General features: G+C 54.5%; 16 protein-coding genes. 6 read left to right on the forward strand and 10 right to left on the reverse strand.

Features of this window, described 5'->3' with window-relative positions:
• Positions 1-334: 334 nt before the first annotated feature.
• The 3 genes from KDX30_RS07935 to grxD all read left to right on the forward strand — a co-directional run bounded on the left by KDX30_RS07935 (position 335) and on the right by grxD (position 3,309).
• Positions 335-625, forward strand: coding sequence for a hypothetical protein (locus KDX30_RS07935; RefSeq protein WP_027900758.1), 291 nt, complete (start codon positions 335-337; stop codon positions 623-625).
• 134 nt (positions 626-759) lie between these two features.
• Positions 760-2,868 carry a molybdopterin oxidoreductase family protein gene (locus KDX30_RS07940; protein ID WP_231675443.1) on the forward strand — a complete coding sequence of 703 codons (2,109 nt, stop codon included), beginning with the start codon at positions 760-762 and terminating at the stop codon, positions 2,866-2,868.
• Positions 2,869-2,967: 99 nt separating this feature from the next.
• The gene (gene grxD / locus KDX30_RS07945; protein ID WP_087269113.1) at positions 2,968-3,309 is read left to right on the forward strand and encodes a Grx4 family monothiol glutaredoxin; all 342 of its coding nucleotides are present in this window, start codon (positions 2,968-2,970) and stop codon (positions 3,307-3,309) included.
• A gap of 562 nt (positions 3,310-3,871) precedes the next feature.
• Here the strand turns inward: grxD and bfr are convergent.
• The 4 genes from bfr to pyrC form a co-directional block, all read right to left on the reverse strand.
• On the reverse strand, positions 3,872-4,345 hold the full coding sequence (gene bfr, locus KDX30_RS07950) for a bacterioferritin (protein ID WP_027900754.1): 474 nt from the start codon (positions 4,343-4,345) through the stop codon (positions 3,872-3,874).
• Between the two features lie 200 nt (positions 4,346-4,545).
• On the reverse strand, positions 4,546-4,764 hold the full coding sequence (locus tag KDX30_RS07955; RefSeq protein WP_027900753.1) for a bacterioferritin-associated ferredoxin: 219 nt from the start codon (positions 4,762-4,764) through the stop codon (positions 4,546-4,548).
• 288 nt (positions 4,765-5,052) lie between these two features.
• Positions 5,053-5,724, reverse strand: coding sequence for a ribonuclease T (gene rnt / locus KDX30_RS07960; RefSeq protein ID WP_027898437.1), 672 nt, complete (start codon positions 5,722-5,724; stop codon positions 5,053-5,055).
• On the reverse strand, positions 5,721-6,767 hold the full coding sequence (pyrC, locus tag KDX30_RS07965) for a dihydroorotase (RefSeq protein WP_027898438.1): 1,047 nt from the start codon (positions 6,765-6,767) through the stop codon (positions 5,721-5,723). The genes rnt and pyrC overlap by 4 nt, the downstream gene beginning before the upstream one ends.
• A 146-nt stretch (positions 6,768-6,913) precedes the next feature.
• On the opposite strand from pyrC, the gene KDX30_RS07970 reads away from it, so the two are divergent.
• Positions 6,914-7,819: a flagellar protein MotY gene (locus KDX30_RS07970; RefSeq protein WP_027898439.1), complete on the forward strand. Its 906-nt coding sequence runs from the start codon at positions 6,914-6,916 to the stop codon at positions 7,817-7,819.
• A gap of 132 nt (positions 7,820-7,951) precedes the next feature.
• A complete protein-coding gene (locus KDX30_RS07975; protein ID WP_027898440.1) occupies positions 7,952-9,169 on the forward strand; it encodes an argininosuccinate synthase in 1,218 nt (405 codons plus the stop codon).
• Between the two features lie 378 nt (positions 9,170-9,547).
• Here the strand turns inward: KDX30_RS07975 and KDX30_RS07980 are convergent, their stop codons facing one another.
• Together KDX30_RS07980 and KDX30_RS07985 are read right to left on the reverse strand one after the other, a co-directional pair.
• Positions 9,548-9,775: a hypothetical protein gene (locus tag KDX30_RS07980; protein ID WP_122394860.1), complete on the reverse strand. Its 228-nt coding sequence runs from the start codon at positions 9,773-9,775 to the stop codon at positions 9,548-9,550.
• 129 nt (positions 9,776-9,904) lie between these two features.
• Entirely contained in the window at positions 9,905-10,432 is a 528-nt protein-coding gene (locus tag KDX30_RS07985) for a hypothetical protein (RefSeq protein WP_231675444.1), read from the reverse strand.
• A gap of 1,248 nt (positions 10,433-11,680) precedes the next feature.
• Here KDX30_RS07985 and KDX30_RS07990 point away from each other — a divergent pair.
• Complete coding sequence (locus KDX30_RS07990; RefSeq protein WP_025261490.1) at positions 11,681-12,307, forward strand: response regulator transcription factor; 627 nt, start codon at positions 11,681-11,683, stop codon at positions 12,305-12,307.
• Between the two features lie 121 nt (positions 12,308-12,428).
• On the opposite strand, the gene KDX30_RS07995 is transcribed toward KDX30_RS07990, so the two are convergent.
• The 4 genes from KDX30_RS07995 to metG form a co-directional block, all read right to left on the reverse strand.
• Positions 12,429-12,611 carry a PA3496 family putative envelope integrity protein gene (locus tag KDX30_RS07995; protein ID WP_027898442.1) on the reverse strand — a complete coding sequence of 61 codons (183 nt, stop codon included), beginning with the start codon at positions 12,609-12,611 and terminating at the stop codon, positions 12,429-12,431.
• Positions 12,612-12,716: 105 nt separating this feature from the next.
• Positions 12,717-13,355 carry an endonuclease III gene (nth, locus tag KDX30_RS08000; RefSeq protein ID WP_027898443.1) on the reverse strand — a complete coding sequence of 213 codons (639 nt, stop codon included), beginning with the start codon at positions 13,353-13,355 and terminating at the stop codon, positions 12,717-12,719.
• The gene (gene rsxB, locus KDX30_RS08005) at positions 13,352-14,407 is read right to left on the reverse strand and encodes an electron transport complex subunit RsxB (RefSeq protein WP_231675445.1); all 1,056 of its coding nucleotides are present in this window, start codon (positions 14,405-14,407) and stop codon (positions 13,352-13,354) included. The genes nth and rsxB overlap by 4 nt, the downstream gene beginning before the upstream one ends.
• 312 nt (positions 14,408-14,719) lie before the next feature.
• Positions 14,720-16,768, reverse strand: coding sequence for a methionine--tRNA ligase (gene metG, locus KDX30_RS08010; RefSeq protein ID WP_122807231.1), 2,049 nt, complete (start codon positions 16,766-16,768; stop codon positions 14,720-14,722).
• Positions 16,769-16,894: the final 126 nt, after the last annotated feature.

Here is a 16,894-nt window from a genome sequence, read left to right on the forward strand (position 1 = left end):
GGTATAAAAAAATGTCGCCTCTTACCAATAGGATGCTCATGTCCGAATGTTTTTTATTCGCAACACAGGCGTTTTTTGCATTTAGAACTTGATGGCGCTCTCGAACCAGATAATGCTCTGGCTGGCGGCAACTGGCCATTTTCTGGCAACCGAGGCAGGTATTTGTACACTGCCGCGATGTGACATTGCAATTGGTGCGATTTCTGCAACAGTTTTACTTTCGGAAGGTCATATCGTTGGCTTATGCGATCTGCTTCACGCGGCGCACTGTTAGCCCGTTCCATAAATAATCGCCGTAGGTTATAACTGCGCATCGCGTATCAGGGGGTGGGGAATGGAATCTAAAGAAAAACAGTTGACGGAATTACTCGGGCTCACGGCTCGTACCCTTACGCACCTCACAGCTTCGATGACGTCCATGTCTTTCGAGCTGTTGCGCAGTAACGATGAAGTCACCCGGGCTGCCGGACGACACATGATCGACCGGATGGCGACAATCAGTTCCGGGCTTGATGAACACTGGCGCCTGATCGGCGAGTTGACCGGCGTTCATCTGGCTCAAGAGCAGATCGAAACGGTCCACGAAATCCAGCTGCAGCGCAAAATCACCCCTATCGGCGGTTGATCGTTTTTAGTCATCGGCCCGCCTGATGCCTGTCGATTCATGAGACGAACGTCTCTGGCGCAGTCGCAAGCCACGCCCCATAGTTTCGTTTGAGCGATCGTTTCAGGTCGTCCTGACAAAATATGAGGCTGGCCATGACCAAGACCCTCCATCACCGTGCCTGCCATCTCTGCGAAGCCATCTGTGGCTTGAGCATCGAGACCACCACCAGTGCTGAAAATCAGGTGTCGATCACTTCGATCAAGGGCGATCCCCTGGACTCGTTCAGTCGCGGCCACATTTGCCCCAAGGCGGTGGCGCTGCAAGATATTCAGAATGACCCTGACCGATTACGCCAACCCATGCAGCGTGTGGGCGATCAGTGGCGGCCCATCGAGTGGCAGGCGGCATTTGATCTGGTCGCCGAGCGGTTGCTGGATATCCAGCAACGTTATGGCCAGAACGCCGTAGCGGTCTATCAGGGCAATCCGAGCGTACACAACTACGGGTTGATGACCCATAGCAATTACTTTCTGGGTTTGCTGAAAACCCGTAATCGCTACTCGGCGACCTCTGTCGACCAGCTTCCCCATCACCTGACCAGTTTCCTGATGTATGGCCACGGCTTGCTGCTGCCCATCGTCGATATCGATCACACCGATTTCATGCTGATTCTGGGCGGGAACCCGCTGGCATCCAATGGCAGCATCATGACCGTGCCGGATGTCGAAAAACGTTTGAAGGCTATCCAGGCTCGCGGTGGAAAAGTCGTGGTGGTCGATCCTCGGCGCACTGAAACGGCTGCAATCGCCGATCAGCATATTTTTGTGCGACCGGGTGGCGATGCAGCCTTACTGTTTGGGTTGCTGAATACGTTGTTCGAGGAGGGCCTCATCCGCGACAGCCATTTGCCAGTGGACGGGCTGGATCTGGTGCGGGCCGCTATCGCTGATTTCAGTGCCGAAGCCATGAGTCTGCGATGTGGGGTACCGGCCGGGCAGATTCGCCAGCTGGCGCGAGACTTCGCCGCTGCTGACAAAGCTGCGTGTTATGGGCGAATGGGCATTTCCACTCAGGTGTTCGGCACGGTGTGTCACTGGCTGGTGCAGTTGATCAATCTGGTGACAGGCAATCTTGATCGGGTGGGCGGTGTGCTCTGTACCGAGCCAGCGGTGGATCTGGTGGGCGCAACGTCCGGCGGTCATTTCAATCAATGGCAAAGCAGGATTTCCGGGTTGCCGGAATACGCCGGTGAGCTGCCAGTCGCGGCATTGGCGGAAGAAATGCTCAATGAGGGGGAGGGGCAGATCAAGGCCCTGGTGACAGTCGCAGGCAACCCGGTTTTATCGACGCCCAATGGCCGCCAGCTTGATCAGGCGCTGGATGGTCTGGAGTTCATGCTCAGCATCGATCTTTACATCAACGAGACCACGCGCCATGCCGATCTGATTCTGCCTTCGACCTCGGCACTGGAAAATGACCACTACGACACGACGTTCAACACGTTTGCGGTGCGTAACGTCACGCGCTTCAATCGGGCCATTCTGGCCAAACCCGAGGGGGCGCTGCACGACTGGGAAATCTTCGTCGGGCTGGCGAAAGCCTTTGCCGCAAGGGCGGGGCGAGAGTTGAAGCCGACGATGCCTCCGGCGCTGATGATTGATCGCGGTCTGCGTGCGGGTCTTTACGGTGATGGTTCGGATTACAAGCTTTCGCTGGACACCTTGCGGGAGCATCCTCATGGTCTGGACCTTGGCGCGTTGAAGCCCAATCTCGGCCCGCGTCTGAAGACCGCCAATGGCCGTATTCAGGCCGCGCCTGATGTTGTCCTGTCGGACCTCAAGCGGTTTGCGCGGGTTGACGCTCCGGCAGCGGGTGAGTTGTTACTGATCGGCCGCCGCCATGTACGCAGCAACAATTCGTGGATGCATAACTATCATCGGTTGGTTAAGGGCAAGCCTCGTCATCATCTGTTGATGCACCCTGATGACTTGGTCAGTCGTGGCTTGAGCGACGGGCAGCAAGTACGCGTGAGTTCCCGGGTGGGCGTTATTGAGGTGCAGGTTTTAGCCAGTCTGGACATGATGCCGGGCGTAGTCAGCCTGCCTCATGGCTGGGGGCATGCCAAACCCGGTGTGCAGATGGACATTGCCGCGCAGCAGCCGGGGGAGAGTGCCAACGACCTGACCGATGAGCGAGAACTTGATAGCCTTTCCGGCAATGCGGTACTCAATGGCGTGAGCGTTCAGGTCGCTGCGGCATGATCGCCGGCGTAAGGTAAGGCTGAGCGTAGCGCTCGGGTTTCCGTTACAATGCGCCACCGTGTCGACAACTGAGTCGGAAAAGTTAAGCCGAGGTGCTCCATGGATATCATCGAAACGATCAAAGACCAGATTGCCAACAACACCATTCTGCTCTACATGAAAGGTGCTCCGAATGCCCCGCAGTGCGGCTTTTCGGCAAAGGCTTCCCAGGCGTTGATGGCATGTGGCGAAAAATTCGCTTATGTCGACATCCTGCAAAATCCTGAAATCCGCGCCAACCTGCCAAAGTACGCCAACTGGCCAACGTTCCCGCAACTGTGGGTGGCCGGTGAGTTGGTCGGCGGTAGCGATATCATCACGGAAATGCAGGCTGACGGCTCGCTGCAAGAGCTGGTGAAAGGCGCAGCAGCCAAGGCAGCTGCGGGTAATACCGAAGCCTGATAAGAGTCGCTCACCTGCAGGAGCCAACTTGTTGGCGAAGCGGTTGACCGGTTTGCAGATGTGTTGGCTGACCTGACGCCTCGCGAACAAGTTCGCTCCTACCGGTTGGTGTTCATACGGCACCAACGTAGCGACAAAGAAAAGCCCGCTTTCGAGAGAAGGCGGGCTTTTTCGTTAGCGTCACCTTGGCCGCTTACCTGTAGGAGCCAACTTGTTGGCGAAGCGGTTGACCGGTTTGCAGATGTGTTGGCTGACCTGACGCTTCGCGAACAAGTTCGCTCCTACCGGTTGGTGTTCATACGGCACCAACGTAGCGACAAAGAAAAGCCCGCTTTCGAGAGAAGGCGGGCTTTTTCGTTACCGTCACCTTGGCCGCTTACCTGTAGGAGCCAACTTGTTGGCGAAGCGGTTGACCGGTTTGCAGATGTGTTGGCTGACCTGACGCTTCGCGAACAAGTTTGCTCCTACCGGTTGGTGTGCATACGGCACCAACGTAGCGACAAAGAAAAGCCCCGCTTTCTCTCGAAAGCGGGGCTTTTTCGTTACCGGCAGACCAGATGGATCAGTCTTCGCCCATCTGCGATTGCAGGTAGTTCTCGATACCGATTTTCTCGATCAGGCCCAGTTGGGTTTCCAGCCAGTCGATATGTTCTTCCTCGGACTCGAGTATGTCTTCCAGCATTTCACGGCTACCAAAGTCACCGATGACTTCGCAGTGAGCAATGGCTGCTTTGAGATCAACCAGGCCTTTGTGTTCGATCTTCAGGTCGCACTCAAGCATTTCCTTGGTGTGTTCGCCGATCAGGATTTTGCCCAGCTCTTGCAGGTTAGGCAGGCCTTCCAGGAACAGGATGCGCTTGATGAGCTTGTCAGCGTGCTTCATCTCGTCGATGGATTCGCGATACTCGTGCTTGCCCAGCTTGTTCAGGCCCCAATCTTCATACATGCGGGCATGCAGGAAGTACTGATTGATCGCGACCAGCTCGTTTCCGAGGATCCTGTTGAGATGCTGGATGACTGTAATGTCGCCTTTCATTTTTGAGGTCCTGCCGATGGCTTGTATATATAAAGCGCGAGTTTGATCTGCGCGTATTAGTCTGTCAAACCTAAGTTATTGAATAATAAGTGAAATTAAATAGGAATAAGAATGTTTGTGTTCCGCATCTTGACGCTAAGCGTTTGAATTACAGGCATAAAAAAACCGGACACTAGGTCCGGTTCTTTGAAATAGGTCAATCAGGCGGGTGAAAATTCTGCTGGATAAGCTAACGCCGCCTGGCTGGTTTGCAGCTCGGTAAGGGTTTCGCGTACCACTTCTTTGGCTAAACAGGCGCATTTGCCACATTTGGTGGCAACACCCAGTGTTTCACGGACGTCTTTGTAACTGCAGCAACCCTCGAATATTGCATCTCGGATTTGACCGTCGGTAACACCTTGGCAGAGGCAGACATACATAAATGAGAACCATCGCTGTAATTTCTCGTTGCCGGGGATACTAATGTTAATGAGAATGCTTGTCAAAACTCATTGAGAAGGTTTCTCTCTGTACCGACGAGTGGTGAAATTACATCAGGTGAGGGGCGCATTAGTGGCTGAAAGGGGGGATGACAGTGGGATTTGTTGTGGCCTGTTAAAAAGCATTCGCGGGCAAGCGCGCTCCTACAGCTGAAACGCGATCCAACTGTAGGAGCGCGCTTGCCCGCGATAACATCAGCTCAGTCACAACAGAATTGCAGTTGTTAATCAGTCGCCGAAATCTTCCCAGCCACCCATCTGCTTCCAGCGATTGACGATGCCGCAGAACAGCTCGGCGGTTTTCTCGGTGTCGTAACGCGCTGAGTGCGCTTCACGGCCGTCGAAGTCGATACCGGCTGCCTGACAGGCCTTGGCAAGAACGGTCTGGCCGTAGGCAAGCCCGGCCAGCGTCGCGGTGTCGAAGCTGGAGAAGGGGTGGAACGGGTTACGCTTCATGTCGAGCCGCGCAACCGCCGCGTTCAGAAAGCCCAGGTCGAAGCTGGCGTTGTGGCCGACCAGCACCGCACGCTTGCATCCATTGGCCTTCAGTGCCTTGCGAACACCACGGAAGATGTCATTCAGCGCGGTTTCTTCACTGACGGCCATACGCAATGGATGATCGAGTTTGATACCGGTGAACTCAAGGGCGGCCGCCTCGATGTTGGCGCCCTCGAACGGTTCTACGCGGAAGAAGTGCGTGTGCTCCGGGAACACAAATCCGTCTTCGTCCATGCCGATGGTCACTGCCGCAATTTCCAGCAGGGCGTCGGTAGCGCAATTGAAGCCACCGGTCTCTACATCGATGACAACAGGCAGGTAGCCGCGAAAACGGGCTGCCATGGGGTGGCGCGAACCGCCGCCCTGACCTTCCTGTTCGTCGTCGAAATGATCTTCACTCACGCGTGTTTCTCCAGCAGACGCCAGCGCAGTTTTTCACCGGCGCGCAGCGGTATTACGGACAGCTCGCCAAACGGCAGACTGGTGGGCGCGGTCCATTCTTCACGGACCAGCGTAATAGTGTCCTGAGGCGCAGGCAGGCCGTAGAACGCCGGACCGTGGAGGCTGGCGAACCCTTCCAGTTTGTCCAGTGCATTACGTTGCTCGAAAGCCTCAGCGTACATCTCGATCGCTGCATAGGCGGTGTAGCAGCCTGCACAACCGCAAGCGTTTTCCTTGGCATGCTGGGCATGCGGCGCCGAATCGGTGCCGAGGAAGAACTTCGTGCTTCCACCGGTAGCTGCATCAAGCAGCGCGGTCTGGTGCGTATTGCGCTTCAGAATCGGCAGGCAATAGAAGTGCGGACGAATCCCGCCCACCAGCATGTGGTTGCGGTTATAGAGCAAGTGATGCGCAGTAATCGTGGCGCCGACATTGGCCGAAGCCTGATTGACGAACTGCACAGCCTCAGCGGTGGTGATGTGTTCAAACACCACTTTGAGTGTCGGGAAGCGTTCAACGACACGCGTCAGGTGTTCATCAATGAAGATTTTCTCGCGATCAAACACGTCGATGTCGCTACGGGTCACTTCTCCGTGTACCAGAAGCGGCATGCCGACTTCGGCCATTGCTTCGAGAACAGGGAAAATCTTGTCGATGCTGGTCACACCCGAATCGGAGTTGGTGGTCGCTCCGGCCGGGTACAACTTGGCAGCATGGATAAAGCCAGTGGCTTTGGCCGTGCGGATATCTTCCGGCTGCGTCAAGTCAGTCAGGTAAAGCACCATCAGCGGTTCGAACGGGCTGCCGGCAGGGCGAGCCGCCAGGATGCGCTGACGATAAGCGTCGGCCTCCTGAGCATTGCGAACGGGCGGTACCAGGTTAGGCATGATGATTGCGCGGCCAAAAGTGCGCGCAACGTCAGCAACGGTGTGGGGCAAAACAGCTCCATCGCGGAGGTGTATGTGCCAGTCGTCGGGACGCAAAAGGGTCAGGAGGTCGGACATTGGGGATTCCAGGCGGGTCAAACTCGCTGGGAATGCTACCGGAAAAGACTCTCTCAGGCACCCGCTATCAAGTTTTGTAGGAAGTTACCGATAGCCCGTTGTAGGAAGTCTTTTTGTTATGCAGTCATTTTTTAGTGGAGCCTCCCGTGCGCCAGCGATATCTAGCCCTGCTCAGCGTGTTCGCCAGCTTCCCGGCCATGGCAATGACTTTCCAGACCCGTCTGGAAAGTATTGAGTGGAAAGTGGAAGGCGATCAGTTCGAGTGTCGCCTCAGCCAGCCCATCACCGATTTCGGTGCGGGTGAGTTCGTGCGTCGTGCAGGTGAGCAGGCCACATTCCGGATCAAGTCGGCCGGCGGGATGGCGGGCGGCGGCTCGGCGACCCTTTTGGCGGCTGCTGCGCCATGGCAGCCGGGGCGCGGCGATATCAATCTGGGTTCAGTCAAAGTCAATAATGGTGAATTTCCGTTCAGCAGTTCGCAGGTACAGGCCAGTCGGCTGATCAGCGGTCTGATGGAAGGTCGCAGCCCGGTCATCCGCCATTACTCCCGTGATGCTGCTGGTACCACCGAAGTGCGCCTGCTACCGGTCAAATTCAATAAAGCCTTCAGCGATTATCAGCAGTGCGTCACCAAACTGCTGCCGATGAACTACGACCAGGTCAAGCAGGGCGAAGTCGGTTTCCCGGGCGGAGGCATCGATCTTGATGCGCAAGCCAAGGCTCGCTTGCAAACCATCGTGGCCTATCTCAAAGCCGATCCGACGGTTAATCACGTCGAACTGGACGGACATTCAGATAACAGTGGCAATCGCCTGACCAATCGTGACTTGTCCCGGCGTCGCGCCTTGGCTGTCATGGATTTTCTTAAGGCTCAAGGCATTCCCGAAGAGCAGATTACTCTGCGTTTCCACGGCGAACGCTATCCGCTGGTGCCTAATACCAACAACGCCAACCGTGCGCGCAACCGTCGCGTAAACATCCATCTGGAGCGTATTGCGCCGGATGAAAGACCCGCTCCTGTTGCGTTGAACACGGCTCCCGCGAAAATCTGACGACGACTCGCCACTCGTCGCCAGATCGACATAATCTGTCGCTTCATCGTCAGAAGCTGTCGCGCTACTGTAAATCACGCCGTTTGAGCGGTAGAATCACCGGTTTTCCGTACAACCCGGTGGAGTGATGGCATGGCGGACGTAAACAAGGTAGTTCTCGCGTATTCCGGTGGCCTGGATACTTCGGTAATCCTCAAGTGGCTGCAAGATACGTATAACTGCGAAGTAGTGACCTTTACCGCTGACCTGGGTCAGGGCGAAGAAGTCGAACCCGCACGCGCCAAGGCAAAAGCCATGGGCGTCAAAGAAATCTACATCGATGACCTGCGCGAAGAGTTCGTGCGTGATTTCGTGTTCCCGATGTTCCGCGCCAACACCGTCTACGAAGGCGAGTACCTGCTCGGTACCTCTATCGCTCGTCCGCTGATTGCGAAGCGCCTGATCGAAATCGCCAACGAAACCGGCGCTGACGCCATTTCCCACGGCGCTACCGGTAAAGGTAACGACCAGGTTCGTTTCGAACTGGGTGCATACGCACTGAAGCCTGGCGTGAAAGTCATTGCCCCATGGCGCGAGTGGGACCTGTTGTCCCGCGAGAAGCTGATGGACTACGCCGAGAAGCACGCGATCCCGATCGAGCGTCACGGCAAGAAGAAGTCTCCATACTCCATGGATGCCAACCTGCTGCACATCTCCTATGAAGGCGGCGTGCTGGAAGACACCTGGACCGAGCACGAAGAAGACATGTGGCGTTGGACCGTGTCCCCGGAGAAGGCTCCGGACACCCCACAATATCTGGAGCTGACTTACCGCAACGGCGACATCGTCGCGCTGGACGGCGTTGAGATGACGCCTGCCACTGTGTTGGCAACGCTCAACCGTATCGGTGGCGAGCACGGTATCGGTCGTCTGGACATCGTCGAGAACCGTTACGTGGGTATGAAATCCCGCGGCTGCTACGAGACGCCAGGCGGCACTATCATGCTGCGCGCTCACCGTGCCATCGAGTCGATCACTCTGGACCGCGAAGTGGCTCATCTCAAAGATGAGTTGATGCCCAAGTACGCCAGCCTGATCTACACCGGTTACTGGTGGAGCCCTGAGCGTCAGATGCTGCAGCAGATGATTGACGCGTCGCAGGCTCACGTGAATGGCGTGGTGCGCCTCAAGCTCTACAAAGGCAACGTGATCGTGACCGGTCGCAAGTCTGATGAGTCCCTGTTTGATGCCAATATCGCGACCTTCGAAGAAGATGGTGGCGCTTATAACCAGGCAGATGCTGCAGGCTTCATCAAGCTCAATGCGCTGCGCATGCGTATTGCAGCGAACAAGGGCCGTAAACTGTTTTAACGACGTGTCCTGAAATGAAGATGCAGCACCTTTGGGGTGCTGCATCTGAAAATGACTGAGACTTGCGAGATGCTGCCTGCGCGGCGGCTCTTGCAGTCTGTTCAGTTACCTTTGCGGCGTCCAAAGTTGCCGTTCAATGTGCTGCCGTGGTGCCTAAGGGGCGGGGATAAATCTGCCCGCGTTCAGTTGTGACGTTTCAGTGCGTCATGATTTTTCCGAATTTTTATTCTCCCTGTAAATTCTATATCTAACGTGTTTGCCAGATCGTTACGCCTGCATGAGCGTGTCTTCACGCTGAGCGTCTTTGTGCGCTTTAACAAGGTGGCGAGGAGGGGCGGACATACACTGGGTTTTCCGAAAGCCTTGATAGCGACCAGGCTATTTATCTGATGGATCGACTGGAGGATAAAGAACCCGGCTGTTGAAATTGAGCGTGAGGAAAAATAACACAACCAGTGCAGAGGGAAACGCAATAAGAAACCATATATAAATCTGACGGTTTTCTTCATCAAGATGAGGGAGTACCGTTGTCGCTGATGCTTCACACAAGGCAGCGAACATCGCGATGATGCTGATCGGGTTGATAAGGCGTGGTAGTAGTTTCATGGTGTTTTCTCAAATAAGACCTTAATGGAGAAAGAGGGTGTAGGTTCGGTGAACTTCAAAAGAGGTGCACGCTTACCTGAATCGTGTATGAGTTTTCTTTGTTTTTTCAGTTTTCTTTTTTAAACCCTTCTAAGGGGAGGGGTCGCCCTCGTTTATCTTGAATTCGAATCGATACGCTTTTCCTATGTTCCATACCTGGCGAACGCTCAAGCCGAGAATGTTGGCAATCTCGGGTGCGGAGTATCCAAGGCTTGAGTAATGCATTGCATGCCCCGCCACAGTATCGTCAATATCTGACGTTTCAGACCGATGTGCTCTACCGGTTTCGCTGACCGGGCGGCTGAATGCGATTTTTACACCGTGCTCCGCGGCCAGTTGTTTGATATCTCTCTTGTTCATTCTCAGCGAGTATTGCAGTGCGTTAATTCCGGCGCCTTTCGCCACTAGCGCTTTGAGGGTTTGCAACTTTTCAGGGTTATCAACGGCTGCAATTTCAGGTGCTGTTTTTGCACTGGAGGTACCCAGTGTGGCTGCCTGATGTGCAGCTTGCGAGACGATGTCAATAACGCCGCCCTGGGCTACAAAGTGTTCAACAGCTGCCGCAAGATCCAGAGAGTCTGCCTCTTGAGGGCAGGCACCGGAGATTTTGTTGTTCATGATATATCCCTTTTTGAACATGGTTGTACACAGGGCCCATTCAAAAAAGAATCGTCGGTCCATATCAGGGCGCGGTCAGCGGAGGCTGTTCGGATGGGGGCATGTTCGTGCTGCCCGAATCCCTTCGGCTCTCTAGTGAGGGAGAGTCCATTTAAAGCAACGCTTTTTTGATGGGTCAAATTGGCATCATTTGTTAAGTGGGTTTCATGTAGTCCTGCATGTTTTATCTGTGATTAGTGGAAGGGTTCTTGAAAAAGTAACGACTGGTAATAAAATTTGCAAGTAAAAAAGCTTTCGCTAGAGGGATTGATTTATAAGGCAATTGATTTTCTTACATGGTGATTTTCAACGTCTGTTAGTGTTGTAGTACATTTCCTCTTTAGTGAGGGTATATGGATTTGCATGGGGATATAGTATTAGCTTTCAGCCGGTTGGCTGCCTGAGGTCGGTCTCTGTCAGAAAAGTCATGCATTATTTTTGGAAATTTCTTATGAGGTAGAGGTTGTCCGATTTTATGGCTTGTGCGGTGCATGAATACCGCACAATTAAATGAGCAAGGAGGCCATTCTTGCTTGAATGCTCAGTCGTTTCCGAAATCTAAGTAGGAATTTTCGTAAAATATATATATTTACAAAATTGCTGCTGCAAAGTGTGTATTTTTTAAACGTCGCAGAGGCTGATGGCCTGAAATATTCTGTTGGCACAACCGTGACGCTTAATGTGGCGGTGTTCTGACATATTGAACCTCGCCGCCGAAGCACAGGGCCAGTGTCTCAGAAATGTAACAGTGTGTTTGTGCTCGTGAGGTCCGGAAAATTTGAGGACGTGTGAAGGGAATATGAAAGCACCTTTTCTGGTGATGGCTTGAAGCTACCTAGACTGAGTGCTCGACCTGTTGTCACGGATGTCGATAGCTTGAAGATCCACCAGGTCGGTGTAATGCATGTTTATTAGTCCAAAGGGATATTTGAAAAATGCTTGACCTGAACATAATAATTCTATTAGTTGAGCCACGCCCCATTATCTTGACTTTGTACAAATCAGTTAATTTCTCTTTTTCAGCGCAGGCAGACTTGTGATGGCCTCTTATGTAGCGTCATTTAGACTGATATTTGTAGGAGTATTCTGCGCTAATTGTGGGAATGGTCTTTGGCTGTCAGTCCCAAGGGGGGCGCGCCATGCAAAGCACTAAACGACTAAGCTATTGTGCTCACTCTGAAAATTCGAAAAGCGAAAATTGGACTGCCCATGAATAAAGTGCTGATCGTGGACGATCATCCCGTCATTCGCCTTGCTGTTCGTATGCTGATGGAGCGCCATGGCTATGAGGTTATTGCGGAGACGGATAATGGAGTGGATGCCCTGCAACTGGCTCGTGAGCATTTGCCCGATATCGTGATTCTCGACATAGGCATTCCAAAACTGGATGGCCTTGAAGTCATCGCCCGTCTGTCTGCAATGACGCTGCCGTTCAAGGTGCTGATCCTGACCTCGCAGGCTCCTGGGCATTTCTCCATGCGCTGCATGCAGGCCGGGGCCGCCGGATATGTCTGCAAGCAGCAGGACCTCACCGAGCTGTTGAGTGCCATCAAGGCCGTATTATCGGGCTACAGTTATTTCCCCAACCAGGCCCTGCATACTGTTCGCTCAAGCATGGGCAACGCCAGCGAAGCTGACATGGTTGATCGTCTGTCTGGCCGGGAAATGATGGTGCTGCAGCAATTGGCGCGAGGTAAAACCAATAAGGAAATTGCAGATGGAATGTTTTTGAGTAACAAAACAGTCAGTACCTATAAGACTCGACTGTTGCTTAAGCTCAATGCTCATTCGTTGGTCGATCTCATCGAGCTTGCCCAACGTAATGGTCTGGTCTGAGGAGATCTGGTGATTTTTACCAGAGGGAAATCATGATATGCGCTGCAGCTTTTGGCGCTGAGCGCTAAAGCCTCTCGCACATGAGAGGCTTTGAATAGGCAGGTGAAGCGGGGGGCAGCGATCAAAGATCGTAATCGTAATCAGCCAGTTGCTTTTGCAGGCGTCTTTCTTCAAGCATGTTGTCGATCGTGCGCCGTTTGCTGAGATTGGTCTTGGCAGGTTCAACAGGTGCGGGCTCTGCATCATCTGATTCAACTGCAATGAAGTCGTCGTCTACGTCCAATTGCTCTTTGTCAGTACTCATAAGGTGACTCCAGACTTGTGCTGTCGTTGGCGCACCTTATAGCGAGTATCTGCGAGCGGGTAAAAAAGATTTTTTCAATCGATCAGTCGTTTGAGGCCCTATCGCTCAATCGTCCGAGGTCTTGTGCTTGTAATCGCACAGGTCTTCGATCATGCAACTGCCGCAACGTGGCTTGCGAGCCTGGCACACATAGCGGCCAAGCAGGATCAGCCAGTGGTGGGCGTCCAGCAAATAATCCTTGGGTACAAACTTCATCAGTTGCTTTTCTACCTCAACCACATTTTTTCCTGGAGCAATGCCGGTACGATTGCTGACACGAAATATGTGGGTGTCTACCGCCATGGCTATCTGGCGGAATGCAGTATTGAGCACCACATTGGCTGTCTTGCGTCCCACGCCGGGCAGGGCTTCAAGTGCTTCGCGTGTCTGCGGCACTTCTCCACCGTGCAACTCCATAATCATTCGGCATGTTTCTATAACGTTTTTCGCCTTGCTGTTATAGAGGCCGATGGTTTTTATGTACTCGGACAAGCCTTCAACACCCAGCTCATAGATTGCCTGTGGCGTATTGGCGACAGGATAAAGCCGGGCGGTGGCCTTGTTCACGCTGACATCGGTCGCCTGCGCCGAAAGGATCACAGAAATGAGCAGTTCAAATGGCGTGGTGTATGCCAGCTCGGTCTTTGGATCCGGGTTGTCTTCGTGAAGGCGACGAAAGATTTCCAGGCGTTTTGCAGCGTTCATGAACCGGGATTTTCCTTGGGGGCGATAGCTTGCGGATTGGCTGACAGATTCTGCTCTGCGACCTCAAGGGCGCGTTCGGCATGTTGAAGCTCAGTTGTCAGGCTCGCGATCTGTTCTGACGAGGCCTCGGTTGCTTGCGCTTTTTTCAATGCCGCGCGGGCCATGGCCAGCTGAATTTTTGCACGTTTGACGCTGCTGTTGTCCATCCGCGGAGTCGGTGTTGCGACTGGGCCGGGTTGCGCGGACTGAAGGCTCTCAAGGGCTTGTTCGGCCGTTTCGTATTCCTGCTGCAATTGAACCAGACGTGCTGCCTGCTCGGCGATGGGCGGGTGACCGAATGCCTTCAGGGACTTATTGAGCTGGGCCCTGCTCATCGTCACGTTGATGCGTGCTTTTTTCAATGCATCGTCGTCGACGGCAACGCTTTGCGCGCCTGTGCGCTCAGTTGGTGATTGCGCGGTTGAGCGAGGGGGGGCAGGTGCTGCTGCGGCCCTTTGCGCGCGCGCAACTCGCTCAGCGTGCCGACGCTCTTCTTCGCGTCGCAGTCGCGCGTTGCGGGACTCGAAGCGACGTCGTGCATGGTTTCGCTTTTGGCTACGATTCTGTTGCTCAGTCATAGTCGCGGCATACCCGCTGACGATAGGAGTGACGTTAGAAGGCAGCGGCAGCAGGTCGATACAATCCACCGGGCAGGGGGCGATACACAGGTCGCAGCCGGTACACTCATCGACGATCACGGTGTGCATGAACTTTGCCGCGCCGACGATAGCGTCGACCGGGCAGGCCTGAATGCACTTGGTGCAGCCAATACATTCGGCCTCCCGAATAAACGCGACCTGTGCTGGCGCAGAACCCCGCTCCGGATCGACGCGCAGCGCTGGAACGCTGAGTAACTGCGCCAGGGCAGCAACGGTCTCATCGCCACCCGGCGGACATTTGTTGATTGCTTCGCCTTGGGCTATTCCTTCTGCATAGGGCTTGCAGCCGGGATGTCCGCATTTTCCGCATTGGGTCTGGGGGAGCAGGGCGTCGATGCTTTGAATGAGGTTCATGGTTTTGCCGGGTTGCGAGCGTGTGATGGGTGTTGCAAAGGGTGGATATGACCGGCGTTCGCATGCCCTGAAGGTGTTTGTGCGCCGAACAGAGATTCTGTGGGAGATTCTATGTTGGCCTGCAAGCACAAAACTGTGGGAGCGAATTCATTCGCGAAGGGGCCGGTCCATTCGATGTATCTGTATCTTCAGGAATGACGCCTTCGCGAATGAATTCGCTCCCACAAGGAGATATGGTTCGACCAAGCGTCTGTGATAAAGCAAAAAAACCGATAGTAGCGCGGGGCGCTGCTATCGGGCCAGTTCGCAACTTTACTTGATGCGTTGACCTGGTTTGGCACCGCTATCAGGGCTGAGCAAGTAGATTTCTTCGCCACCCGGGCCTGCGGCCATCACCATGCCTTCCGAAATACCGAAACGCATTTTTCGCGGCTTGAGGTTGGCGATCATCATGGTCAGGCGGCCCTCCAGCTCGGATGGGTTCGGGTAGGCACTTTTGATGCCCGAGAACACGTTGCGCTGTTCATCACCGATATCCAGAGTCAGACGCAGCAGTTTATCTGCCCCTTCAACATGCTCGGCCTTGAGAATCAGGGCAACTCGCAGGTCCACTGCTGCAAAGGTATCGAAATCGATCTCGGCAGACAGCGGGTCCTTGGCGAGTTCGCCATTCCCCTCGGGCGCAGCACCGGTATCGGTTGCGCTGGCCGTCAGGTCTTCTTTCGAAGCTGCGGTCATGGCTTCAACCTTGGCCGGGTCGATGCGGCTCATCAGGGCCTGGAACGGGTTGAGCTGATGATTGCTCAGCAGCGTCTTGTGATCATCCCAGGTCAGTGGCGCAACGTTGAGGAATTTCTCGGCGTCTGCAGCCAGCAGTGGCAATACCGGTTTGAGGAAAATCACCAGTTGCCGGAACAGGTTGATGCCCAGTGCGCAGACCGCCTGTACTTCATCCTGTTTACCTTCCTGCTTGGCCAGAGACCAGGGAGCCTTGTCAGCGATGTAGGCGTTGGCGCGGTCCGCCAGACCCATGATTTCCCGCATTGCTCTGGCGAAGTCGCGTGCTTCATAGGCTTCTGCGATACCAGGTGCTGCAGCCAGAAACGCGTCGGTCAGTTCCGGAGCCGCATTTTCAGCCACCATCACACCGGCATTGCCTTTGTGAATGAAGCCCGCGCAACGACTGGCAATGTTCACGACCTTGCCGATCAGGTCCGAGTTGACCTTCTGCACGAAGTCGTCGAGGTTCAGGTCGAGGTCGTCCACACCCTTGCCCAGTTTGGCTGCGTAGTAATAGCGCAGGTATTCCGGTGACAGCTGATCCAGGTAGGTGCGTGCCTTGATAAACGTACCGCGTGATTTCGACATCTTTTGACCGTTGACGGTCAGGTAGCCGTGCACATTGATACCGGTTGGCTTGCGCAGGCCTGCACCTTCGAGCATTGCTGGCCAGAACAGGGCGTGGAAGTTGACGATGTCCTTGCCGATGAAGTGATACAGCTCGGTCGTCGAATCCTTGGTCCAGAAAGCATCGAAATCCAGATCAGGACGGCGTGCACACAGGTTCTTGAAGCTGGCCATGTAGCCGACAGGAGCGTCCAGCCACACGTAGAAATATTTGCCCGGCTCGTCAGGGATTTCGAAGCCGAAGTAAGGCGCATCGCGGGAGATATCCCACTGCTGCAGGCCGGCATCCAGCCATTCGGCGATCTTGTTTGCCACGGCATCCTGCAGGGTGCCGCTGCGTGTCCAGCTTTTGAGCATGGCGTCAAAAGCTGGCAGGTCAAAGAAGAAATGCTTCGAGTCTTTCAGGACAGGCGTAGCGCCGGAAATCGCCGATTTCGGGTCTTTCAGGTCGGTTGGCGCGTAGGTCGCACCGCACTTTTCGCAGTTGTCGCCGTACTGATCTTCAGTGCCGCATTTCGGGCAGGTGCCCTTGATGAAGCGGTCGGCCAGGAACATTTTCTTTTCCGGGTCGAAATACTGGGTGATCGAGCGGGTAGCGATATGCCCGGCATCGCGCAGGCGGGTGTAGATCATGCTCGACAGCTCGCGGTTTTCATCCGAGTGCGTCGAGTGGAAATTGTCGAAGTCCACCAGGAAATCACTGAAGTCGGCGCTGTGTTCCGCCTTGACGTTGTCGATCAGTTGTTCCGGAGTGATGCCTTCCTTTTCCGCGCGCAGCATGATTGCCGAGCCGTGAGCGTCGTCCGCGCAGACATAGATGCATTGGTTGCCGCGGTGCTTCTGGAAGCGCACCCACATATCGGTCTGGATGTACTCAAGCATATGGCCAAGATGGATCGAACCATTGGCATAGGGCAGGGCGCTGGTAACGAGGATCTTGCGTGGCTCGGACATGGGGCTCGGCTACTTGAAGTGAAACGGAGGTCGGCCACTATAAAGGTCTGAGTGATTTTTTTCATCCTGTGCTGACTGTAGGAATGTGCGTGGTTAATCGTTGGGCATTGCCTGTAGGAGCGCGCT

Source organism: Pseudomonas quasicaspiana (assembly GCF_021147825.1).
Taxonomy (GTDB): Bacteria; Pseudomonadota; Gammaproteobacteria; order Pseudomonadales; family Pseudomonadaceae; genus Aquipseudomonas; species Aquipseudomonas quasicaspiana.